Origin of the sequence: Legionella hackeliae, assembly GCF_000953655.1 — a bacterium.
Classification (GTDB): Bacteria; Pseudomonadota; Gammaproteobacteria; order Legionellales; family Legionellaceae; genus Tatlockia; species Tatlockia hackeliae.
The window spans coordinates 2428458-2452177 of record NZ_LN681225.1; the positions used below are offsets into that span (position 1 = coordinate 2428458).

Genomic DNA, 23720 nt, shown 5'->3' on the forward strand with positions numbered 1-23720 from the left:
AGGACAATTCTATGAGTAAAAAATCAAAAAAAGACCCTGCGAATAATTATTTTGCTCGCTTTGCCAAAGTTATTAGTGATGCTGTAGGTACAGTCTGGAGTTTTCTACTTGCCTTAGCGACTATAATTATTTGGAGTATTGCCGGTCCCTTATTTAAATTTTCTGATACCTGGCAGTTAGTTATTAATACTGGCACCACTATTGTTACTTTCTTAATGGTTTTTTTAATTCAACACACCCAAAACCGCGATACTATCATTTTAAATTTAAAGCTGGATGAATTAATTAAAGCAAATCGCTCAGCTGATAATCAATCCATTGATTTAAGCAAATTAAGCGATGAAGAATTAGCCATGCTTGAGTGCGAATATAAAAAATATGTGATAAGAAAACAGGAAAATAAATTTAAAAGATATTAGAAATAAAAATAACCTTGGTTATTGGAATTTTTTAAAAACAGCTTCTACTATTAAATTTGCTGCATTTTAAAATTCATTAACAATAAGGATATTCATTATGAGTCATAAAAACGAAAACAGCAGACCTGGCCACCATGACCAACAAGGACGTCGTCCTAATGATGCTTCGAATCGCCATCATAGCTCAGATTCCAGCGCCCATCGCTCTGATAGAGATGAACGCAATCCTCGTAACAAAACTGATAAGCACTTCTCTGAGAGCAAGCCAATCGGGAGCCATCGAACTTCAGAAAATCCACGTGATCATAGAAAATAATATAAAAGTGATGCCATCTAATGGATGGTATCACTTTATTTAAACAAATTTTTAGTATTCAATGTCGCCAATGAAGTACTCATCATATACTTGGCAAAACGCTTCAGTCCACTACTTCTCCCAGTCGAAACCCGCTTGCCTTCTTGCCATCCTGCCAAAAAAGCTGGGATTAATAGTCCTAAAAACAGGTATCTATGTTCATGTAGCAGCTGACTAAAGTATTGCTTATGCTTTTTTAACCTAGCATTCTCCATTAGCAATTTAGTCTCTAATTGATTTATCGAGTCGCGTAGTTTTTTTCGTGAGCTCATAACTATCCCTAGGCTGATTCGCTAGCAGCGCCCTTGTTTTTTCAAAACTCATCTGTTTGATACAGGAAGCCAAACTCCTGATTACAAAAAATAAAGCAATTATATTCAGCAGTAAGACCACAATGATGGCCAATAAAGGATTCATTAAAAACATCAGTAAATAGGCTATTAATACCATGAATGTTAACCAACCTGAGAAGCAAAGTGCTATTAGCGCCCCCAGGCTTAATAACAAAGGTACAATATTTAATCCTGCCAGCTGAGCTTCCATTTTGAATAAAGTATACATACCCTTGGTAGCAGCTATTTTACTGGCAAAGAATCCTTCCAAATGTTCAATAAAGTTCATCATTTTCACTTTCTTAAAAGTGAAGACAAAATAAATCCGATACCTCCAGCAATGAGGATGGCTTTAAGTGGATTTTTCTTTACATTTTCAGCAAGCTCATCCTTATATTCTTTTAAAGTCTCTTGATACTCATTTAAAGTATCCTGAGTTTCTTCAATTTTTTTCTTGCCTTCGTTCAGCCACTCATGGGCTTCATTTTTCAGTTGCTGATAATGCTCTTCGATTTTGTCTTTTTGAGTATCTCGAGCTCTATTTTTATTCGCTGTGGATTTGGCGTCTGCAGTAAGTTTTTCATGCGACGTCTTCGAACTTTGTTTTCCACCGTTGGATTTTTCGGTATTTTTAGTCATCATATTTCCTTATATTTGATGGTTATCATTACTTATTCATAGTATTTATGAATTTTTGTAGCAAACTCGGGTGCAGCAAAATCAGGCCAATGATCCTTATCAAAACCTGGCGCATGTTGAAGCCTTTCTTTGTCTATATCAATCAAAAAACAGTCGTCAGTTTTATCATATTTAAATAAATGCCATGGAAGCGCAAAGAATTTATTACCAAACCCTAAAATACCGCCAAACTCTAATACTAAATAATTCACTTTACCGAATGCTTTATCAATAACCACTTCATTGATGGTTCCCAGGCTCTCTCCATCCATATTTTTTACATCGGCACCGGTAACTTCACTGGCCTTGACCACACTGCGTTGGCTTACCATGTGAGCCTCCTTGTAAAAGGGAAAAAGTAAAATTGCTTTACCTTTGTTATTAGTTTAGACCACTTCCTATCACAATAAAAAAACCCGCTAAAAAGCGGGTTTTTTATTGGAAAGAAAGCAAGCTTGGCTTACATCATGCCCATGCCGCCCATTCCACCCATGCCGCCCATATCACCGGCGCCTACAGCCTCATCTTTCTTAGGAAGATCAGCAATCATGCACTCAGTAGTTAACATTAAGCTAGCTACAGAAGCTGCATTTTGTAGAGCAGTACGAGTTACTTTGGTTGGATCAAGAATACCCATTTCAACCATATCACCGTATTCACCAGTTGCAGCGTTGAAACCAAAGTTATCTTTGTTTTCAGCAACTTTATTAACAATTACTGAAGACTCGTAACCAGCATTAGCTACGATTTGACGCAGTGGAGATTCAATAGCACGACGAAGAATGTTGATGCCCATATCTTGGTCAGCGTTATCACCTTTTAAACCATCCAATGCTTTTTGTGCACGAATCAAGGCAACACCACCACCGGCAACAATACCTTCTTCTACCGCAGCACGAGTTGCATGCAATGCATCTTCAACGCGCGCTTTCTTCTCTTTCATTTCCACTTCAGTAGCTGCACCAACTTTAATAACTGCCACACCACCAGCTAGTTTAGCAACACGCTCTTGTAACTTCTCACGATCATAGTCAGAAGAAGTTTCTTCCATCTGAGCACGGATTTGAGTAATACGAGCGTTGATTTCAGCTTCTTTACCTTCGCCATCAATGATAGTTGTGTTTTCTTTAGTCACTACAACACGTTTTGCAGTTCCTAAATCATCTAATGAAGCACCTTCAAGGCTCTTACCAACTTCTTCAGAAATGACTTGGCCGTTAGTTAGGATAGCAATATCTTGTAACATTGCTTTACGACGATCGCCAAAACCAGGTGCTTTTACAGCACATACTTTAACGATACCACGCATGTTGTTAACAACCAATGTTGCCAACGCTTCGCCTTCAACATCTTCTGCAACGATTAGTAAAGGACGGCCAGACTTGGCAACCCCTTCCAATACAGAAAGCATATCGCGAATGTTTGCTATCTTTTTGTCAACCAGAAGAATGAATGGATGCTCAAGCTCAGCACTCATGTTTTGTTGGTTGTTGATGAAGTAAGGAGAAATGTAACCGCGGTCAAACTGCATACCTTCAACCACAGATAATTCATTTTCAAGGCTGTTACCATCTTCAACAGTAATAACCCCTTCTTTACCTACTTTTTCCATTGCTTCAGCAATGATAGCACCGATAGATTGATCAGAGTTTGCAGAAATTGTTCCAACCTGAGCAATTGCTTTACCGTCTTTGCAAGGCTTAGACATTTCTTGCAGTTTTTTGGTAACTGCTGCAACTGCCTTATCAATACCGCGTTTTAGATCCATTGGATTCATGCCTGCAGCAACTGCTTTGTTGCCTTCAACCATAATAGCGCGAGCTAATACAGTAGCAGTGGTCGTACCATCACCAGCAGCATCAGAGGTTTTAGAAGCAACTTCTTTAACCATTTGTGCGCCCATGTTTTGGAAGCGATCTTCCAATTCAATTTCTTTAGCAACAGACACACCGTCTTTAGTTACTGTAGGAGCACCGAACGATTTTTCTAATACAACATTTCGTCCACGAGGACCCATTGTAACACGTACAGCATTTGCCAAAATGTTTACACCAGCAATCAACTGTTGACGTGCATCATCACCTGAACGTACTTCTTTAGCCATTATAAAATCTCCTTTCAATCTTTAGATATTCGATTTACTTCTCAATCACGCCCATGATGTCGTCTTCACGCATCACAACTAGCTCTTGACCTGCTACTTTAACTTCTGTACCAGAGTATTTGCCAAAGAGAACGACGTCTCCAATTTTCACAGCCAAGGCACGAACATCGCCGTTATCTAATACTTTACCAGCACCGACAGCGATAACTTCACCACGCATAGGTTTTTCAGTAGCGCTATCTGGAATAACGATACCGCCGGCTGTGGTGCGTTCTTCTTCCATACGACGAACAACAACACGATCGTGTAAAGGACGAATTTTCATACTTGTTTTCTCCTGGTTTTTTTAATTATCACCTATAATTTTCAGAGTAAGCTCTGATTTTTTAGCGTTACACAATGCCAGATACATGATGTTTCTTTTCATTGTACTTCGCTGATGACAGCCATATGGGGGCATTCCACTGGCTTTCAAGGGGTAATTTGAAAATTTTTTTTGGTTTTTTTTAATACTGCTACTACAATGAACTACTATTTGGCTAATTGTAAATTATCAATGAGAAAGTGGTTATTATTTTCATTCCTTTGTTTTGTCCCTTTCATTAACCATGCAAGTCCATTGCCTGCGACCGAAGTATTTCAGGTTGATGCAAAACAGGTTGACCCTAATACCCTATCGATTAATTGGCAAGTAAAGCCAGGTTATTTTCTCTATGCTGATCGTATCAAATTAACGATGCAGCCCAATAGCAATGTCCATATGGGTACTTTACTCTTCCCTGCCCCGTTAACGAAAATCGATAAACAAGGGCATAACTACTCGGTTTATCGCAATGAATTATCACTTCCAGTCCCAGTCTTAGGGGAAAGTCCTGGTGAAACATTAATTAATCTAAGTTTTCAAGGCTGTGCCGATGATGGTTTTTGCTATCCTCCAGAAACTCGGCAGATTAAATTAACAATTGACAATAGCTTGGCTCTTACTCATGTAAGTATGGAAAATATTTCTCCTCAAGAGGAAAATTCTTTACCTGCCAGCGCGTCAGATACGGATGAAATTGAAAGAGTCCTCACCCAACAACATTGGGGTGTTGTCATCTTAACTTTTTTTGGGTTTGGTTTACTGTTGTCGTTTACTCCATGTATCTTACCCATGGTTCCTGTACTTTCAGGGATTATTGTGGGGCATGGTAACAAGATTTCCACCCGTAAAGCCTTTTTCTTATCTCTAAGTTATGTTCTTAGTATGTCTGTCACCTATGCAGTAGTAGGTGCTGTCGTTGCGTTACTAGGAAGCAATTTACAAATAGTTATGCAATCACCCTGGGCTATTGGCACCTTTAGCCTAGTCTTTGTTTTATTAGCCCTCTCAATGTTTGGCTATTACGAATTACGTTTGCCACTTTCCTGGCAAGCTAAATTGGCTGGCGTTAGAAATCATCAGGCCAGTGGCCATTACTTAGGGGCTGCTCTTATGGGTTGCTTCTCAACATTAATCTTATCACCTTGCGTTACAGCCCCTTTAATTGGTGCATTAAGTTATATCGCCCACAGCAATAATATTGCATTTGGCAGCCTGGCTTTATTTTTTTTAGGCCTTGGCATGGGCACACCACTCTTATTAATCGGTACTTCCGCTGGGAAATGGCTTCCTAAAGCCGGCCAATGGATGAACGGTGTTAAGATATTTTTTGGAATATTGCTTTTGGCTGTGGCCATTTTCCTGGTAGGTCGAATTCTACCTGGAGCAGCAGTCATGCTGTTATGGTCAGGTCTGCTAATTTTTGTCGGCCTGTATTGTGGTGCTCTTAGCAGACCTGCCTCCAATTTAGGAAAGTTTCAACAAGGTGTTGGTCTTATTAGTTTGGTTTATGGTTTATTAATACTCATTGGCGCCAGTATGGGAAATAGTAATCCCCTACAACCCCTGGCTGGAATGCAAGCCACAGCCAATGCAAAACCCAACTTTTCTGTTGAAACTGTTAGCACCCCAAGTGAAATACAACATGCAATAGACATTGCCAAAGCCCAGGGGAAACCGGTAATGTTAGATTTCTATGCTGATTGGTGTACTTCTTGTCAAATTATGGAAGCGACCACCTTTAAAGATCCGCAAGTTGAAGCCGCTTTAAAAAACTTTATTGTTTTGAAAGTCGATATCACTGCCAATAATGCTCAAGATAAAGCCTTACTTCAGCACTATGGGGTTGTGGCTCCTCCCACTTTTTTATTTTTTAATAAACAAGGCAATGAACAAAGTAACCTGCGTCTTATCGGTGAGGCTTCTGCAAGTAAATTTTTAGAACAATTAACGCAAGCCTCAGCGCTTGATTAATCAGATAATTAGACAAAATCATCCTAGAAGAGCTATAATTCGCCCATTTTTTTTACAGATTAAAGTTTTTAAATTATGAACCATAAGGTAGGCTTTGTTAGCTTAGGTTGTCCTAAGGCATTGGTAGATTCAGAACGTATCATTACTCAACTGCGTGCACAAGGGTATGACTTGGTTTCCACGTTTCAAGATGCAGGTGTTGTTGTTGTAAATACCTGCGGATTTATTGATGCGGCAGTGACTGAGTCTCTGGATACCATTAAAGAAGCCATGGCTGAAAATGGTCGTGTGATTGTCACAGGATGTTTAGGTGCCAAGGCCGATGTTATCCGGGAAGCATGTCCTGATGTTCTTCATATTAGTGGAGCACATGCGTATGAAGAGGTAGTTCGCGCTGTGCATCGACATCTTCCTCCACCAGCTGATCCTTTTACCCAACTTGTTCCTCCTCAAGGGATTAAATTAACGCCGCGACACTATGCTTATTTAAAAATTTCTGAGGGATGTAATCAAAAATGTACATTTTGCATTATTCCCACTATGCGCGGAAAACTACAAAGTTATCCCCTTACCCAAGTGCTCTCAGAGGCAAAACGTCTAAAAGATGCTGGTGTCAACGAATTATTAGTTATTTCTCAAGACACGAGTGCTTATGGTGTGGACACTCGCTATCAAACTGTTGACTGGAATGGCAAAACGGTTAACACTAAATTCTATGATTTATGCGAACAATTAGGCGAATTAGGTATATGGGTCCGCCTACACTACGTATATCCCTATCCTCATGTGGATGATATTATTCCTTTAATGCGCGACGGTTTAATTTTGCCTTATCTGGATATCCCTCTTCAACATGCAAGCACACGTGTGCTGAAAGCGATGAAACGACCTGCAAGCAGCGAAAACACCTTGGAAAGAATCGCTCAATGGCGAGATATTTGCCCAGATATCACATTACGCTCCACATTTATTGTTGGTTTTCCTGGTGAAACAGACGCTGAGTTTGAGGAGTTATTAGACTTTTTAGAAGCCGCCCAGCTAGATAGAGTGGGTTGTTTCCAATACTCGCCTGTTGAAGGCGCCAAAGCAAATGAGCTTCCTAATCCTGTTCCTGAAGAGGTTAAAGAGGAACGTTATCATCAATTTATGCAAGTACAAGCCGAAATTAGTCGCAACAAACTCCAGCAAAAAGTTGGCTCACTACAAACAGTTTTGGTTGATTATATCAATGAAGAGCAAATTGTTGCCCGTAGTAAAAGTGATGCTCCTGAAATCGATGGTTTGGTCTACCTATCCCCGGCTCAAGGGATAAAAACAGGCGATTTAGTGACAGCATCAGTCACTGACAGTGATGATTATGATTTATATGGTGAAATTATAATAACTAATTAATAATCCCTTCGTGCTGCAATACTCTAGTTGCAGCACCACATTTGTTTTTCGTTCGGATATCAAAACACTTTCATTGTCTGACTATGGTTAGCTTCTAAATGCTCTTTCCAAGGTTTAAATTTCAAACGTTCCTCTTTTGACGCAGCTTCAAAGATTTTCCTTAAGAGACTTCCTTCTTCAAAGTTTGTATCCAGAAATTGAATGAATAGTGTTTCTAATTCTTGCTGCTCCTCGGATTGAATGTAATTAGAATCATTCTCACTTATTTCTTCTTTCTGCTCTTCCTTTTCTTCTAATTTTTTATTGAAGAATCCTGGTTTGATTCCATTTTTCTCAACAGATGGTGAGTTGGTCAAATGAGTCTCTAATATTTTATCTATTAAAGAATCTATGTCCGTTAATTTCTTAATTTGTAGCCTTAAGCCTGCACAGTCGGTCAGTGTGTTAATAATTGTATCGAGATCTACACTTATTTTCTTGAACTCATGAGGTTGAATCTTCTCAATTTGAGGGAGTCTTGTCTTAATACGTGTCAATAAATTAGCTTGTTTCTTCGTTCGTGCTGCCAATAAAGTAGACTCTAATCTATCCATTAATTCACATAGTTGTTCTTTATTATCGCTACAGGTTATGCGCATAATACCTGCTTCTGCAGAAGTTCCATAATAAGAAAGAGGAGCAATCATTACAGAGTCTTTAAATAAAAGATTATAAGCTAACTCTTCATCCGTACTAATTACTCCAGTTTCACCCAAGGCACGTTTGGCTTCTGCATCTATTTCCAAACCTAACATGTCACTAAAGTCAGCGAGTACATAAAATGTTCCTTCAACCTTATAACCAGCATCAGGCATCGTCGCACCCATTTCTCTGACACGTTCAGAGACATAATCCACCTTACTCTTATAAAATGTTCGTAATTTATTTTTTTCGTCTAGGTCCAGCTTATCCATAGTATAAGCATAAGCCATTTGCAAAGAGCGTGGAGCATGGCCACATAAACTAATATTGGTTGCCAAAAGCTCGCTCATAAATTTTTTATCTGAATTCAAAAGCATTGCCACTCGCTCTCCAGCCATAGACAAACCTTTTGTTCCAGAACGCATCACCGTTGTTCTGTTTTTAAGATCAGGCGCAATTTTATAAAATGAAGGGACATCAACATAAGTCATTTCTGTATATGCTTCATCTAAAATGATGTGCAAATCAGGATATTTTCTCAGTACCTGAGCTATTTTTTTAAACTCTTCTTCACTAATCACTGTCCCTAAAGGATTGTTTGGGTTACAAATCAATACAGCTTTTGGAAGACCGCCATCTTTTTGGGCCAATTCATAGGCCTCTTGGATACTCTTCTCGAGTGCTTCTGCAGTCAGTCTATAACCAGGCTCCTTCATGACATCTACAGGGTGAAGGCGATGATGAGGGTAATCACTATATAGCGTGTAATGTGGAAATGGAGTGATAATTCGATAATTAGGAATCTGTTTATAACGCCCATACAACGTATCAAAAACCACTCGTAAACCACCAGCGCCGCCAGATGTAAATAAAATTTCTTCTGGATTAATCTTAACTCCATACCAGTCGGTCATGGCTTTAGCCATTGTTTCTCTGGCTTTTATATCTCCTTGTGGATGACCATAATCGATTGCTACCTCATCTTCTAATTTTTCAAGATTAGTCATTGCTTTCTTGACTATTTCTTCCATGTATTTCCAATAAAATAATAAAAAGGTTATTGTATGCATACTTATAGGCAAAGTTGGCTTACCCATGCCAGCAGTAATTATTTTTTTTACTGCTTGCAAAGAGTTTTCAATTTGGGCTCGTTCATTCTTTAAAGCCTTAGCCCACATGGAGAGCAGCATGATTTTGTCAATTTTTTCAGCAGGTTGACCTTCTGGAGTAAACATGGTTAATTTCCTTGTATACTGAACAAATATTTTGTTGTTTGCTAATATTTTAATTATACCTTTGTTATTGAAAGCATGACAATGCAAGAAAAAAAAACTACATTAAGACTTACACTTGACGAAGTGGGCGATTTTTTAGCTAAACTTTCGGAGCATAGCGATCAGGTTTACTGGATAAGTAGTGCTGATTTCTCCAAAATTCAATATGTTAGTCCTTCTTATGAACGCATCTGGGGTCGCTCTCGGGAGGAGCTTTATGCCAATCCAGAGATTTGGATTACTTTTTTACATCCTGATGATGTTGTCCATCATCACCCTATTCATCATATGGCTGAACAGATTAAGCGTCTTGGTGAAAAAGCGCGCTACTCAGAACAATACCGCATCATTAGACCTGATGGAGAAATACGGTGGATAATTGATAAGGGATTTCCACTTATTGATAATCGAGGTATCTGCTATGGTGTAACTGGTGTAGCTACCGATGTCACCGATGAATTGAAGCAAACCGAAGATTTAAAAAAAGCCAAAGAAGCAGCTGATATAGCGAATAAAGCAAAATCCGAGTTCATTGCCAACATGAGTCATGACATACGAACGCCATTAAGTGGTATTGTCGGTCTTTCCAAACTATTAGAAGTTGAGGCTCAAACTAAGATGGAGCAGGACTACGCCCATTGGATTAATCAAAGTGGTGAGCAATTACTTGACTTATTGAACAATGTTTTAGAATTGATTTCTTTGGAAAATCTGGAACAATTAGAGGCTGCTAAAGAATGGTTCTCTCTTAGAGAGGAACTTTTAACAATTTGCAAGCTTGAATTACCAGCAATTAAAGTTAAAAATCTCGGTTTTACTGTTGATATAGATGAGTCAGTTCCCGATTTAATATTAAGTGATCGCACCAAAATCCACCAAATTTTATTAAATTTGTTAGGAAATGCGATCAAATTTACTGAAAAAGGGCATATAATTTTAGCAATTAGACGTCTTTCTTCTACTGAGGATACGAGCACACTTGAGTTTAAAGTGGAAGATACAGGGGTTGGAATTGCCAAAGAACAGCAAGAACGAGTTTTTGAGCGTTTCTTTCGTATAATGCCTTCTTATAAGGGGGTATATAAAGGATACGGACTGGGTTTACATATCGTTAAGAAATATGTCGCCTTATTAGGCGGTGAGATAGGATTAGAAAGCATGGTTGGCAAAGGCAGCATTTTCTCTTTCAGATTATCTGTTAAAACCAGTACTGAACGCTCATCAAACACTCATTTCGATTTTAACCAGTTAGAAGGAGAAGAGGCTCTTAATAAAGATAATTCTATCCATGAGAAAAAGCCTTTTAATATTAATATGCTAAAGCAAGGAACCGCTCAACTACCTCATCTTCTTTTAATCGAAGATAATACTATTGCCTTGCGCCTACTCGAATCTGTCAGCAAACAAGTAGGGTGTCAATTTACTTCGACAATGGATGCTGAGGAAGCGTTTGAATTGGTCAAAAAAAACAAATATGATTTAATCATTACAGATATCGGCTTACCAGGCATGTCTGGAATTGAACTGACAATCTATATACGTCATTGGGAGCAAGCCTTAAACAAAAATCCAACTCCAATTGTCGGCTTAACAGCACATTCACTGGGTAGTTCTGTTGATGAATGTTTAGAAGCAGGTATGAATAAGGTGTTTGCAAAGCCTATTAACCTGCTTACGATGCAAGATATTGTTTCAGCACTTATCCCCGTGAACAAACTTGAACCAGTAGCTAGCTTATTTGATGAAGAAATACCTCGAGAGGAGGATAAACTTTTTGATCTGACGCATTATCCTCTATTGGACTTTGAGCAGGGATTAAATAATCTGGGCAGCATTGATTTATTGAAAGAATTGCTCACCTTAATGGCCAATGAAGATATTCCCGTGGATAAAACTAAAATTGAACAAGCTTTTGCAATAAGAGATTGGCCCTCTGTTGAGAAGCTTGCACTTAAAATGAAAAGTAGCGCCCTTTATTGCGGAACAAGCAGACTACGATATGCTTGCCAGTACTTGGAAGGTTATCAAAAAACGGCTCCCAATTCTCTTTTAGAAAAACTTTATCATCAGTTGATACAAGTTTTAGAAGATACGAAACAAGCCATTATTGACTGGTTACACAAACAATAATACTCCCTCATATTACTGCAAAATAGGTACAGACAAGCCATAGATTTGCTGGCATACCTCCAATACATTTTGCTGTTGTACATGGATGCTCTTTGTCTCAGAGTTAAGTAAATTCTGATGTAATGTTTGATGATAATATTTATAAGCTTTGACGAGCTTCTCGAATTGTTGCCGTGTAAGAATTTGTTCTGCATACAACTTTCGTAATAAACTAAGAGTATTAGTATACGAGTAAAAATTTAAGTGAGGATTAGTCAATATCAAAAACTGCACGATAAATTCTATATCAATTAATCCGCCAGATTCATATTTGATTTCCTCCCCTTTTACATGCTTATAAATTTTTTCACGCATCATAATAATTTCATCACGAATAAGACGTGGATTGCGTGCAATTTGAAACACTGATTTTTTTAACTGTCTGAATGCTTGCGTTAGACGTTTATCGCTCACAAGAACTCTCGTTCTGATTAAAGCCTGATGCTCCCAGGTCCAGGCATGGTGCAACTGGTACTCAATGAAAGCCTCAATATGGCTTACTAATAACCCTGCTTCACCAGAAGGCCGCAGACGCGTATCAACGGCATACAAAATCCCGGATTGTGAGCGAGTGGTGAGCATATGTAAAATTTTCTGTGTTAAGCGTGTAACCAGAGCCTCCTCATCGGAAGCAGCAGCATGGATGAACACTAAATCCAGGTCTGAATTATAATTCATCTCGCGGCTACCTAATTTTCCATAGGCAATAATGGCAAAACGCGATTTAATTTGTTCCATTTGTGAATAACGCAGGCTTAATCGCTCACATGCTAAATTAAACACATTTTTGACAATGACTTCGGCCACGTCAGCTAAGAAATTACTAATACGTATCGCATGATAATGCCCATAAATTTCAGCGCGGGCGGCTGACAACCAATTGGTGAGTTTAAATTGTCGCAAAACCTCATCTTGTTGTTCGCTTTCTGAGTAAATAAGCAGTTGACTCTCTAATAGCTGTTCCAATTCTTTTTTGGTAAGCAGGCGCCAATTTTGGGGTTGACTCAATAATACCTCAAGCAAAAAAGGTTGATTGACAATGAGATTGGTTATAAATGGACTATGTGCAAACCAATATAATAACTCTTTCAGGACTTGCGGGTTTTCTGTAATTAATGCCAAATAAGAACTGCGGCCCACTATATTATCAAGTAACTGTAACACTTGGGCTAGCACGGCATCTGTATCAGCTGTATTGACCAATTCGCCAAGTAATAGCACAACAAAGCGATCGAGCCTCATTCTTGCAGCCTGCGTTAACCTTCGGCAGCGAGGAGCGTGACGAAACGTATAAAGCATTTGATAGCAGCGTTCTGCTTGCTGAAAGCCTAAACTTGTCAATAAATTGATAGCCATTGTTGTTTCAACATGACCCTGCCATATACTCATTAACTGATTTACTAATAGCCGTTTTTCATCCTCATAAGGATCTGGTTTTGCCAATACTGAGCGAAAAATACTGCTGATAATACGTTGATATTGATGAAGTTTTTTTATAAAAGTATGCCAATTGTTATAGCCCATAGCATAAGCAACCTGCATTTGCTTCACTTCATGCTGAGGCAAAGAATGTGTTTGCTGATCATCGTGAATCTGGAGGATATTTTCTAATTTTCGTAAAAATAGATAGGCCTGTTTTAAAGCAGCTGTATGCGACAATAAATTTTCTTGTTTCAAAACATTTAAGGCGGCGATCGTATTTTGTGTTTGTAATTTAGGGAGTCGTCCCCCACGAATTAATTGCATATTTTGGATAATAAATTCAACTTCACGAATTCCTCCCAAGCCGCGTTTTATATCGTCCAACATAGGATTTAATTGCACTTCACGCTCGATCATTGCTTTCATACTACGTAGCGATTCAATCACACTAAAATCAACATAACGCCTGTACACAAACGGGGTTATCAAACGATGAAACCAATGGTTTGGCACATCAGTATCCTCCCCGATAAGACGAGCTTTGACCATAGCGTAGCGCTCCCAGTCTCGCCCTTGCTCTTGATAATAGGTTTCTATAGCGGCTAAACTGGAGACTAAAGCACCACTATCACCATTAGGGCGCAAACGAAAATCAACTCGAAATACAAAGCCTTCAGGAGTGATGGTTTGTAGTAGCTGAATAAATAATTGCACTACTTTGGTATAGAACTGTTGATTGGTAATTGACTCATCACCATTGGTATGACCTGCCTCAGAGAAAGCACAAATTAAATCGATATCCGAAGAATAATTGAGTTCACGTCCCCCTAATTTACCCATAGCCAGAATATACAGTTTGGTGGGATTTCCTTCTGCATTACACGGTTTTCCATGGCGTTTTCCGATCTCACCTTCACAAAAATGCATTGCCCTTAATACAATAGCATCTGCACAATCCGACCACTGAGTCATACTTTCTGTCGTCGTCGCTAGTCCACAGAACTCGCGTAGTAATAAGCGCAATAACTGAGTATGTCTAAATAGACGTAACGCACATGCAAAAAGATTAAAGGGCTGATTTTTTATATGATTGAGTTTATCCATATAATTTTCTAAGGAGAAGGGTACGTGGTAACCTTCGCTCATGATTTGTTTTAAAAGATCAACATGACGAAAAGCATAATCACTGACGAGCAATAGTTTTTCCAATGCCCTATCAGAGTTAAAATCAGCAAAATTTTTTTGATAAAATGCAATTTTTGGCTGTAAAAGAGATGGAACTTCCATCGCATCAACTTATCGAATAAGAATACTTAAGCCTAGCGAAGAGTGGAAGAAAACTCAATTACAGCGAAATTCAAATATCTTTATCCAATATCGTCAGGGGAAATAGCCTTATGACAAAGCCGACTTAATCCATTACTCATTTGTTTAACCAAACTGGCCTGCTCTTTATCGAGATTGTATTCTTTACTTAGTTTTAGAGGATCGGTGTAACTTAGCCATACTTCTCCAGCAGCCCCCTTTGTGGCCATGATCCGCAAGGGTAAATCAAGTGCAAATGCCGGATTAGCTTGCATTAATGCTGTGCCTTTTGCAGGATTTCCTATAATCAATACCTGCGTTGGATTTAAAGCCAACCCCACCTTCTCAGCGGCTTCACTGTGATCAACTCGGCCAAAAATGGTTCCACCCTGATGGCTCACCAATTTTGAAATTCTATCAAGCGTTGTTTCAACCGAGTAAGGACTCTCCATAGTTTCAGACCAGGAAGAACCATAAGGCACACCTAGTTTGCCGTCAAATGCCGCAGCAATTTTGCGAGCCAAAATGTCCAGATCAGAAAGATTGTCTTTATTTGCTAACAAGGTCACACACAATAATTCTGTTGGTGCTGTAAATCGACTCAAAAATGCTGAATAACCAGGCAATTGTCCTTTAATTTCCATTAATCCTGGATGTCCTGGGAAAAACCAATTTGCATTTCCTGGCGTGGTTTTATTCCCTAGTAACACAGGATTATATAAAAATTGCCGATTCGCAGGATCACTTACCAAAATATTCCCTGCAAGGGCAATATCCCAGAAGCTAATATCTCCTGCACTAGAGACAATACCACTATCAGCAAATGTGGTACTCCAATCTAATGAAACACTTGGTTTCAATTGACCATCAACCTCAGTGTATCCTTGCGCCTGCTCTGTGGGATTAATATAGCTAGACTCTTGTAAAAATTTGCTATGTTTAAACGTGGAAGAAGCATTGGCTACTTCGTTTTGATCCTTATCCTTCGTTGAGATAAAAAAAGTATTTTTCAGACCAATTCTCTCAATTTGATTAATGGTGACGAAGGCCTCATAGGACATACCACTTACTTTTTCAATCACTAAACCCAGTAAATAATAATCCGTTGCACTATTATTCATTTGAGTTCCCGGAGCAAATAGCAAGGGTTTTTCACTGACCAAAGCGATTAATTCTTTGGATGAATAATGCTTACTGTAGTCAAAACCTGCCTCTGCTGCGTAACTTGGTATTCCTGAGCTATGGGTTAATAAATCATGGATAGTAATTGATTGCCAGTTAGAAGGAATATCAGGCAAATATTGTGAAATTTTATCTTGAAGTGTCAATTGCTTCGCCTCTTTTAACTGCATAAGGGCAACTGCAGTAAAGGCATTGGTAAGTTGACCAATATTGAAAGCAGAATTCATACTAACTAATTGCCGACTTTCAGTATTCGCAATACCATATCCAACCACTCGAGTAATGTAAGGCGCTTGGACAATGGCTAAGGACATACCAGGAATTTGATGGTGTTCCATGTAGCTAATAATTAAATCATCAATAGATTGGCCGTGATGATGAACACGGAAATCCCCACGCCCCCTTCCAGTCAATGCTGTAGATATCACGAGTTTTCTCCCACGTCGTTATTCATTATTAATCTTATATGCCGCTTAAGATTTCATTAATATTTGAAATATACAATATGCCAAAGAAATATTCATTAGCAGCAGATTATTATGAAGCTTTTGTCGAGTACTGGTTATCATGTTTATATTTATACTGATGAAGATCCCCCGTCACCTACAGAAGGCTTAACAATCCCTTCTAAAAAACCCTACATTATTTTGAGATCTTCTCTTATAGACAGTTCGTCTAAATTAGCAAATTTAGGTTATTTTAAGAGAAATATTTTGACAATTACCAGTCCACGAAAAGTTGCTGCTGCACTTCAACTCATTTGCTCAGATAATATTTATGCTGATACTGCTAATACACAAGTTCTTACTACCTTAAAATCTTTGCAAGAAAAACTCGAAAGCTCTATACCCAAAAAACCTATTCCGCCAAAAAGTAAAGATATTAGAAATTATGTGACACTCAATACTCCCTTAAGCAGACATCCCAACGCTCCTCAAAGTTCTCATGCCGTTACAAAAGTTCAAAAAATAAATACAAGCACTGTGAGTATTCTTAAAAAAGGACCCTCTCGTCGAATTTTAGAAATTGAAGCATTCAATGGCTTTTGTTATCGCCTCTTATTGAATAAGCGGGTTCCTAAAGTTAGAAGTGTGCATGACGGTCAAGGATATGGACTCGGTGTCCTTGCAACAGAAATACCCAATTTTAAATCATTACATGACTATTATCTTGAGCATAAAGACCCCCTTACAGGACTTCAATCACCACCTCAACGAGATTTAGTTAAAGCTGGCATTGGTGGTGTTTTGGCTGCATGTTACGCCGAGGAAGAAAATGATCTACATGGCGGGAATGTTTGGTTTGATCCGATTAATTTAAAAAGTGGCAAAATCGATCACGATCAAGCGACGTGGCCTCTCACTGCCAAGTATGTGGACTATGATCCTCAGCAGAAGATAGATGTTTATGGTCATAGGGCATACGGGGTTAAACCCGTTGATAGTTTTCCCATTACTCAACGGGATATTACTTCTTTTCCTCATCTTAAAGACGCCAAGCCCTGTGCATTCTCGGATGAAACAGATTGTCAATTACTCGATTTAAAAGACATAGAGAATGACGAAACGTTTATTAAAGATGCTTACTCAATGTTTCTACAACGAATTTTAATTGACAAAGACGTTTACCGTAAGATTGGTGAGGCAACTATTGGCAGCGCTAAATTACGTCAGCAACTAGTAGACCATAAGGCGAGAAGAACTGAATTACTAAAAGCGGAGCTTTTAAAAAACCCCAAGTTTTTTGCTTTTTACGTGAACAATCCCGGGTTAAAAACAGACATCATTAGCGAATTTCAGGAATATAATAAAGATTATAAAAACGAAACCAATCCTCTACGTTTGGATCTTGAGCAAATAGCAAACAAATTTGATGTGATACATAAAGAGTTACTTCAACATTGGGAGTCGGAGCTACTTTCTATAGTTCAGAAGACTTATGCCCCAGACTCTTATTCTCTTTTTGAAGATCACAATGAGATCTCCGCTAAACGCAAGAAAACCGTAATAGATCAAATTATAAAGAGATTTGATACTACTCAAACCCAGGCAGAAAAAATTTTTAACTGGGCTAGCAAACAACAGTGGTTTACGAACCTCGCAGCAGATATAGACCCTAACCAAAGTAGAGAAGTTAGAGCACAACAAATTTTAGATGATCTTATTAAAGATATTAAACATTTGGATGGAAAGTTAGGTATCTTTGGTGGGAAATACCGCGAAGTTGATGGCAAAAAGATTAAATTAGCCAATGGTGCTGCGGCGATTTTGGATCTATGCATGCGTAAAACTACGCCTACATTATCAGCATTTGAAACCTTAGAGTCTGTTGTTTACCAGGCAATAGCATCTAATGCCTACAAAGGTCATACTTTATTTAATCGTAGACAAAAAGAGACAAGCGCTTTTTACACTAAAATTTTAGATCTATGTAAAAATGATGCTGCTGGTGCAGTAAATTCTGTTCTTAGCTTTTAAAAACGATGAGCAAGTTATATGCTATAACTATCATCGATTTTAATTGCGCTTTTTATGAAACGTATCTATACATTGATTTTAACTTTTTTTCTTTTCTTCACCTCTTTTTTACACGCAGCTCAAGATAAGCCGCTGCGTATTGCAGTAGATACGTTTACGCCTCCTTTTATTCTGGAAGGCGCTAATTCACAGCTTTTCGGTTTTGATATTTCTATGATGAAATACATTTGTCAGGAAATTGGGCGCACATGCGTTTTTGTTCCTACAGAATTTGATAATATTTTTACATCAATTGAAACAAACAAAGTCGATGCTGCGGTGAGTGCTTTAACCATTACTGCAGAACGCGCTAATCGAGTTCTATTTTCATTACCCTATTTACTCAGTCATGCTCGTTTCCTAGGCCCCAGGGAATTAGCTCAAAAGTCTTTTGGCTTAGGACTCTTGAATAATAGAAGTATAGGCATAGAAGAAGGTACCATCTTCCCTCAATTGATCAATTCCTTAGGAGTTAGAGATCCTAAAATTGTTACCTTTAGTGATGCCCCTGCCCTCATTGATGCCCTACAAACAGGAAAAGTCGATGTAGTTCTGATGGATGACCCATCTGCAATGTATTGGCAATCTCAATCTTCTGGGCGACTAAGTGTCCTTGGAGAACCTTTAAATTATGGTTTTGGCCTTGGTATTGCAGTGAACCGTAACAATGTTGAATTGTTAAATGCAATTAATAAGGCTTTGCTAAAATTTCAAAATAGTCCTGAATTTAAACGAGAGTTTAGCAAATACATTGCTCATTTTTAATGCGATGGAGTATAGCGCGGTTTTGGTACAATAGAGAATGGAGGGATTCTGGTTTCATTACTCTGCGTGTTGTCCTGTGAAGAATCAAGTTCCTTTGGTGTTTGTTGCCTAAGTGTTGCTAACTCTTGTTTCATGGCTTTTTGAGATGGCTTTGATTTTGATGAATCAGATGCTTCATATTGTTTTCTTGAGCGTTCTATGTCCTCTGCTGTTGGTGGTGTTGGATCGGGTAGATGAATACCATGTTTAGCGTAGGCTTGAGTAGCATAGGCACGCAAATGCGCAGGAAATGCCCCGGGCTCGCCTAGAGGAAGCATTTTCCAGTCTCCACCTAATTTTGCTACCAAAGCAGCACACTTATCGATACTTTCTTTTGTCCAATGTGAAGAAACAATGCGATAGCCAAAACCACCCGCCATTAAATAGAAAGACGATCCGTTTTCGGCTGTAAGTTTATGAATTTCTTTAAAAAAATTATGGGGTTTAGTAGCAATTTTTTGCCTGGCAGAGGAAGCCGCTGCTTTTTCTATTTCATAAGAATAAAGTCTTGAATTTGATTGTTGGACAAAATCAGGAAGTGTATTTAGGTCGCACTTTTCCGCAACTAATTGCAATTGAGAGGCAATTTGCTGAATTATTTTATTCAATTCATCTTGTTCTGATTTCGATAAATTGGTCTTCAGAAGCTTATTATATGCCTCCAGTGCTTCCTCATCTTTTAAAACGTGAACCATCACCCAACCCTCAAAAAAATCCTGATGTTCACGATTTTAAACCCAAAAATAACTGGTTTGAAAGAGAAGTAGATCAATATTTGTGCAAATAAAGTGTAAAGAGCCATGGTTTCATGGCGTAGTGCGAAAAAAATCACAGGGTACTTAATTCCCATAGCTCAAAAAGCTATGGGCAAAGTCTAATGTACTGTTTCGTCTTTAGTAATGCAGCGGCTAATTACTTGTCTAGTTATAAACTCGCCCTGACTCGCCCCATACAAAGATTTGAAATGGTCTGCCAAGAGCGTGACCCAAGAGGATAAGCGAAAATCCATTCTTTTTTCTTCCTGATTAACAACAAGTTCGTATAAGCCTAAAGAATCTGTATTCTGCTCTTTTGCATACTCTTCCATGATGCGTCTGGCAGTAGACATATCCTTTTCTCTTGTTGGCCAATCTTTATTCATTCTACCCCCTACTTCTCTAGGCCTGCTGAAACTATAATATCCAGATTGGGTCAAAGAGTAAAATTCCAAGGTTTAAAAAAATATTTTTTTGCAGTTACAATTTTTCAGCAATCAACACAAGGCTTTACAGCCCCCTGAGGTTCCTGCCAAAGAGTAATGAATAAAACCATAATCATTGGCCCTACAAATAATCCGAGTAAACCTAAGGTTTCTACGCCTCCCAAAATACCAAAAAGCACAGCAAGAAAGGGTAATTTAATGGCCCCACCAATTAAAACCGGTTTAATGAAATGATCAGCTACAAACATTACCAGTGTTCCCCAAATGACAACAACAATTGCACTAACCAAGGAACCTGTAGACAACAAAATCATAGCTACAATAGCAAAAATGAGAGGCACAACAAATGGAATCATTGCGGCGCAAGCAGTGATAAAACCAGTTAAAGTCGGAGCAGGAAAACCGACAAGCACATAACAAACTCCCATTAGAAATCCGACACCTAAACCAACAACGATAGTACCGTTCACAGTCGCCCGCAATGCCGAAGGCAATCTATCTGCGTAGCGGAACCATCGTTGGCCCAAGCAAAATTGGCCAATATGATTGACTTGCTGAATTAATTTATCGCCATCACGGAAAAAGAAAAACAAGGTTAAAAGAGTAAATCCTAATTGAAAGCCTCGGTGGGCAAGATTAATTCCTATTTGCTTTATGTAATAACTTGCGGGTGTTAACGATAAATGCAAATTGGACAATAAATGGCGCACTTTACCTGGTTGCCCGATATTACTGTCCCAATAATTCACCAAATCACTTCCTATGACAGGAAATTGCTGCAATAACGAAGGTGCTTGACCGCCCTGGCGATTTATTGTCTGTAAATAGTTAATAAATAATTGTAATTCTTTAATTAAAATAGTAACCAACCAACTTAAAGGCAAGAGGAATAATAAGGCCAGAATTGAAGTAAATAATAATGCTGAAAGATTATGACGGTTGCCAAAAAAATGACGCCAACGTAGATATAAAGGATAAGTAGCAATTCCTATAATTGTTGCCCAAATCATTGAGGGTATAAAACGATGCACAATAAATAAGGCTAAAGCAACAATCCCAATAGTGACACCGATACTAATTAATTCTTTGTGATTTTCATTCATCATGCAAAACCCCAAGCCAACAACTGTAGTATTAACCAGGCAGGAACAGCAGCCAGGACATCATCGAGCATAATTCCTATCCCACCTTGGACATGGTGATCAATTAACCGAATGGGTTGTGGCTTCCATATATCAAAAACACGAAACAGTAAGAAACCGATAACTAACCATAATATACCTGGAGGTGCCATAATCATAGTCAACAAAAAACCCACAACCTCATCCCAAACAATGCCAGAATAATCATGAACACCTAGAGCTCGCGACACTTTTTCACTAACCCAAACTCCTAGTAGAAATGCTAAAACAGTGATCGCCAGATAGAATCCCAGAGGAAATCCCGCAATTAAGAAATAAATAGGAATGGCGGCAAGTGTTCCCCAAGTTCCTGGAGCAAAAGGCATTAATCCACTACCAAAACCAAAGGCGATAAAATAAGCAGGATCTTGCCAGACTCTTTTTTCTATTTTCACGGCGTTCATCGTATTTCTCAAATCCTCTGAGTTACTCCAAAACCTGTAATGGATTTTGTCGTGCTAATTATTTCGAATAACTATTCTTTGTCATTTCCCTTCATTGTCGGTAGAACCAGTCCCATCAAAAATGACTATACCCTCGCGGGACAAAAACTTCTTCCTCACCACGCGTTATTATTCTTAATCCTAATTTTGACTCTATGGTGCCTATGCGATAACAGTTTAAGTTTAAATGATTTAACGAAGTTATAAACCTTTGCTCATTTTCTGGTGCCACTGTAAAACAAATTTCATAGTCATCTCCGCCTGTTAGAGAAAACGAGGTCGCATTTTCTTGCTGGTATTTTTTCACCAACGGATGAACTGGAATCCTTTCGCTAATTAAGCAAGCCCCTACCTCGCTGGATGTACAAATATGATTTAAATCGGCGCTTAAGCCATCTGAAATATCAATCGCGGCAGAAGCATATTCTCGAAGAACTTCCCCTAAATCGATACGCGGTTTAGGGTGCTGCAATTTTTGCATTAGCACTTGTCTATCTTCCACATTAATATCATTGCGTTGCAAGAAATACACGGCGAGTGCTGCAGCTCCTAACTCACCACTCACATAAATTTTATCGCCGGTATGCGCACCATTACGACGCACTGCCTTGCCTGTAGGGGCCAAACCATGAATTGTCAATGTCATGCTTAGAGGACCGCGTGTTGTATCCCCACCTATTAATGCAATATTAAATTGATTTAACGAATCATGGAGTCCTTGGGAAAAGCGCTGTAACCAGCTAGTATTTAATTCTGGTAGAGTCAATGCAAGACTAAGCCAGCAAGGCGTCGCCCCCATGGCAGCCATATCACTTACATTGACCATAACTGCTTTGCAAGCAATGTCGTAGGCATCCCAGGAACTTAAGAAATGCACCTCAGACACGAGCGTATCCGTGCTAATGAGTAACTGCTGACCAGAAGGAATGCTCACGCAGGCAGCATCGTCACCAATTCCATAAATGACATCATCACGAAGTTGAGCTGGGTATTTAAAGAAGGTATCGATTAGAGAAAATTCATCCATGGTTAATTTCAATTTTTCTAGCTTGCTGCGCTAAATTATTTAATACCCCATTTACGTAACGATAACCATCCTGTGAACCAAATTCCTTGGTTAATGAAATTGCCTCATCTAAAACAACACGATAAGGTATTTCAAGACAATTCAGTAATTCAAAAGCGCCCAATCGTAATACTGTTAACTCAATAGGATTTAGTCCTTCTACAGGTCTATCCAAAAAGGGTTTGAGATTTTCTTCCAATGTATTCACTTGTGCTGGAACGCCATGGAGGAGTCTACAAAAATAATCCCCATCTACTTTTTCCATGTTATTGTTTACTCGAAACTGGGCTTCAATTTCGTATAATTCTTGACCTGACATATGCCATTGATAAAGCGCTTGCAACGCTAATTTTCTAGCTCGTCTTTTGCCACTAATGCCTTGTTTTTCCACAAATTACCTCATGAATTTCTATCATCTTTCATTTCATCAATAGCTTGCCTGAAATCACTCACGTCTTTAAATCGCTTATACACAGAGGCAAAACGGACATAAGCAACATGATCAAGGCGATATAATTGCTTCATCACCAGCTCGCCTACTTCGCGCGAATCAATCTCTCGTTCCCCGCCTCGACGAATTTCCTGCATGATGGTTACAATAGCTTCCTCCAGGGCGTCAACACTCACAGGTCTTTTTTCTAAAGCCCGCAACATGCCTGCTCGTAGATTTTGGATATTAAACGGCTCCCGCCGTCCATCGCGTTTTATAATCGATGGCATAATTAACTCAGCAGTCTCAAAGGTCGTGAAACGTTCATGACAAATAAGGCATTGTCTTCGTCTACGAACTTGAGCTCCCTCTGCAACAAGGCGAGAATCAACTACCTTGGTATCTTCAGCATGGCAAAATGGACAATGCAT

22 protein-coding genes are annotated in these 23720 nt (G+C 38.8%); 7 read left to right on the forward strand and 15 right to left on the reverse strand.

Translation table 11 applies throughout. The features are described from left to right. The first annotated feature begins 11 nt into the window (after window positions 1–11). Both LHA_RS10740 and LHA_RS10745 read left to right on the forward strand, forming a co-directional pair. Window positions 12–419, forward strand: coding sequence for a low affinity iron permease family protein (locus LHA_RS10740; RefSeq protein ID WP_045106545.1), 408 nt, complete (start codon window positions 12–14; stop codon window positions 417–419). 97 nt (window positions 420–516) lie between these two features. Beyond that, on the forward strand, window positions 517–735 hold the full coding sequence (locus tag LHA_RS10745) for a hypothetical protein (protein WP_147292348.1): 219 nt from the start codon (window positions 517–519) through the stop codon (window positions 733–735). 261 nt (window positions 736–996) lie between these two features. Here the strand turns inward: LHA_RS10745 and LHA_RS10755 are convergent, their stop codons facing one another. From LHA_RS10755 to groES, 5 genes are all read right to left on the reverse strand, one after another. Further along, complete coding sequence (locus LHA_RS10755; RefSeq protein WP_045106548.1) at window positions 997–1398, reverse strand: hypothetical protein; 402 nt, start codon at window positions 1396–1398, stop codon at window positions 997–999. Window positions 1399–1400: 2 nt separating this feature from the next. Next, window positions 1401–1745 (reverse strand): DUF883 family protein, encoded by a 345-nt coding sequence (locus LHA_RS16970; RefSeq protein WP_052673686.1) that lies wholly within the window; start codon window positions 1743–1745, stop codon window positions 1401–1403. 32 nt (window positions 1746–1777) lie between these two features. Next, window positions 1778–2116, reverse strand: coding sequence for a PRC-barrel domain-containing protein (locus tag LHA_RS10765; protein ID WP_045106549.1), 339 nt, complete (start codon window positions 2114–2116; stop codon window positions 1778–1780). Window positions 2117–2244: 128 nt separating this feature from the next. Continuing rightward, window positions 2245–3888, reverse strand: coding sequence for a chaperonin GroEL (groL, locus tag LHA_RS10770; protein ID WP_045106550.1), 1644 nt, complete (start codon window positions 3886–3888; stop codon window positions 2245–2247). A 34-nt stretch (window positions 3889–3922) separates the two neighbouring features. Next, window positions 3923–4213, reverse strand: coding sequence for a co-chaperone GroES (gene groES / locus LHA_RS10775; protein WP_045106551.1), 291 nt, complete (start codon window positions 4211–4213; stop codon window positions 3923–3925). A 231-nt stretch (window positions 4214–4444) separates the two neighbouring features. Here groES and dsbD point away from each other — a divergent pair, with 231 nt between their 5' ends. Beyond that, on the forward strand, window positions 4445–6223 hold the full coding sequence (dsbD, locus tag LHA_RS10780) for a protein-disulfide reductase DsbD (protein WP_045106552.1): 1779 nt from the start codon (window positions 4445–4447) through the stop codon (window positions 6221–6223). A 75-nt stretch (window positions 6224–6298) separates the two neighbouring features. Then, window positions 6299–7615, forward strand: coding sequence for a 30S ribosomal protein S12 methylthiotransferase RimO (gene rimO / locus LHA_RS10785; protein ID WP_045106553.1), 1317 nt, complete (start codon window positions 6299–6301; stop codon window positions 7613–7615). A gap of 59 nt (window positions 7616–7674) precedes the next feature. Here the strand turns inward: rimO and LHA_RS10790 are convergent, their stop codons facing one another. After that, window positions 7675–9531, reverse strand: a complete 1857-nt coding sequence (locus LHA_RS10790) for a pyridoxal phosphate-dependent aminotransferase (RefSeq protein ID WP_065238322.1) — start codon at window positions 9529–9531, stop codon at window positions 7675–7677. A gap of 75 nt (window positions 9532–9606) precedes the next feature. Between LHA_RS10790 and LHA_RS10795 the strand changes: the two genes are divergently transcribed. Then, window positions 9607–11700, forward strand: a complete 2094-nt coding sequence (locus LHA_RS10795) for a PAS domain-containing hybrid sensor histidine kinase/response regulator (RefSeq protein WP_082060337.1) — start codon at window positions 9607–9609, stop codon at window positions 11698–11700. 12 nt (window positions 11701–11712) lie between these two features. On the opposite strand, the gene glnE is transcribed toward LHA_RS10795, so the two are convergent. Continuing rightward, window positions 11713–14448, reverse strand: a complete 2736-nt coding sequence (gene glnE, locus LHA_RS10800; protein WP_045106554.1) for a bifunctional [glutamate--ammonia ligase]-adenylyl-L-tyrosine phosphorylase/[glutamate--ammonia-ligase] adenylyltransferase — start codon at window positions 14446–14448, stop codon at window positions 11713–11715. An 80-nt stretch (window positions 14449–14528) separates the two neighbouring features. Then, entirely contained in the window at window positions 14529–16076 is a 1548-nt protein-coding gene (locus tag LHA_RS10805; RefSeq protein WP_045106555.1) for a serine hydrolase, read from the reverse strand. A gap of 111 nt (window positions 16077–16187) precedes the next feature. Here LHA_RS10805 and LHA_RS10810 point away from each other — a divergent pair, with 111 nt between their 5' ends. After that, window positions 16188–18125 (forward strand): hypothetical protein, encoded by a 1938-nt coding sequence (locus tag LHA_RS10810; RefSeq protein ID WP_045106556.1) that lies wholly within the window; start codon window positions 16188–16190, stop codon window positions 18123–18125. Window positions 18126–18179: 54 nt separating this feature from the next. After that, window positions 18180–18929 (forward strand): transporter substrate-binding domain-containing protein, encoded by a 750-nt coding sequence (locus LHA_RS10815; protein WP_045106557.1) that lies wholly within the window; start codon window positions 18180–18182, stop codon window positions 18927–18929. Here the strand turns inward: LHA_RS10815 and LHA_RS10820 are convergent. The 7 genes from LHA_RS10820 to nrdR form a co-directional block, all read right to left on the reverse strand. Further along, the gene (locus tag LHA_RS10820; protein WP_045106558.1) at window positions 18926–19663 is read right to left on the reverse strand and encodes a hypothetical protein; all 738 of its coding nucleotides are present in this window, start codon (window positions 19661–19663) and stop codon (window positions 18926–18928) included. The two genes, LHA_RS10815 and LHA_RS10820, sit on opposite strands and share 4 nt — an antisense overlap. 179 nt (window positions 19664–19842) lie before the next feature. Next, on the reverse strand, window positions 19843–20109 hold the full coding sequence (locus LHA_RS10825; RefSeq protein WP_045106559.1) for a hypothetical protein: 267 nt from the start codon (window positions 20107–20109) through the stop codon (window positions 19843–19845). Window positions 20110–20213: 104 nt separating this feature from the next. Continuing rightward, window positions 20214–21272 carry an AI-2E family transporter gene (locus LHA_RS10830; protein WP_045107546.1) on the reverse strand — a complete coding sequence of 353 codons (1059 nt, stop codon included), beginning with the start codon at window positions 21270–21272 and terminating at the stop codon, window positions 20214–20216. After that, window positions 21272–21754: a phosphatidylglycerophosphatase A family protein gene (locus LHA_RS10835; protein WP_045106560.1), complete on the reverse strand. Its 483-nt coding sequence runs from the start codon at window positions 21752–21754 to the stop codon at window positions 21272–21274. The genes LHA_RS10830 and LHA_RS10835 overlap by 1 nt, the downstream gene beginning before the upstream one ends. A 115-nt stretch (window positions 21755–21869) precedes the next feature. Continuing rightward, complete coding sequence (gene thiL / locus LHA_RS10840) at window positions 21870–22820, reverse strand: thiamine-phosphate kinase (RefSeq protein ID WP_045106561.1); 951 nt, start codon at window positions 22818–22820, stop codon at window positions 21870–21872. Further along, window positions 22813–23250, reverse strand: a complete 438-nt coding sequence (gene nusB, locus LHA_RS10845) for a transcription antitermination factor NusB (RefSeq protein ID WP_045106562.1) — start codon at window positions 23248–23250, stop codon at window positions 22813–22815. The genes thiL and nusB overlap by 8 nt, the downstream gene beginning before the upstream one ends. An 8-nt stretch (window positions 23251–23258) precedes the next feature. After that, window positions 23259–23720, reverse strand: a complete 462-nt coding sequence (gene nrdR, locus LHA_RS10850; protein WP_045106563.1) for a transcriptional regulator NrdR — start codon at window positions 23718–23720, stop codon at window positions 23259–23261.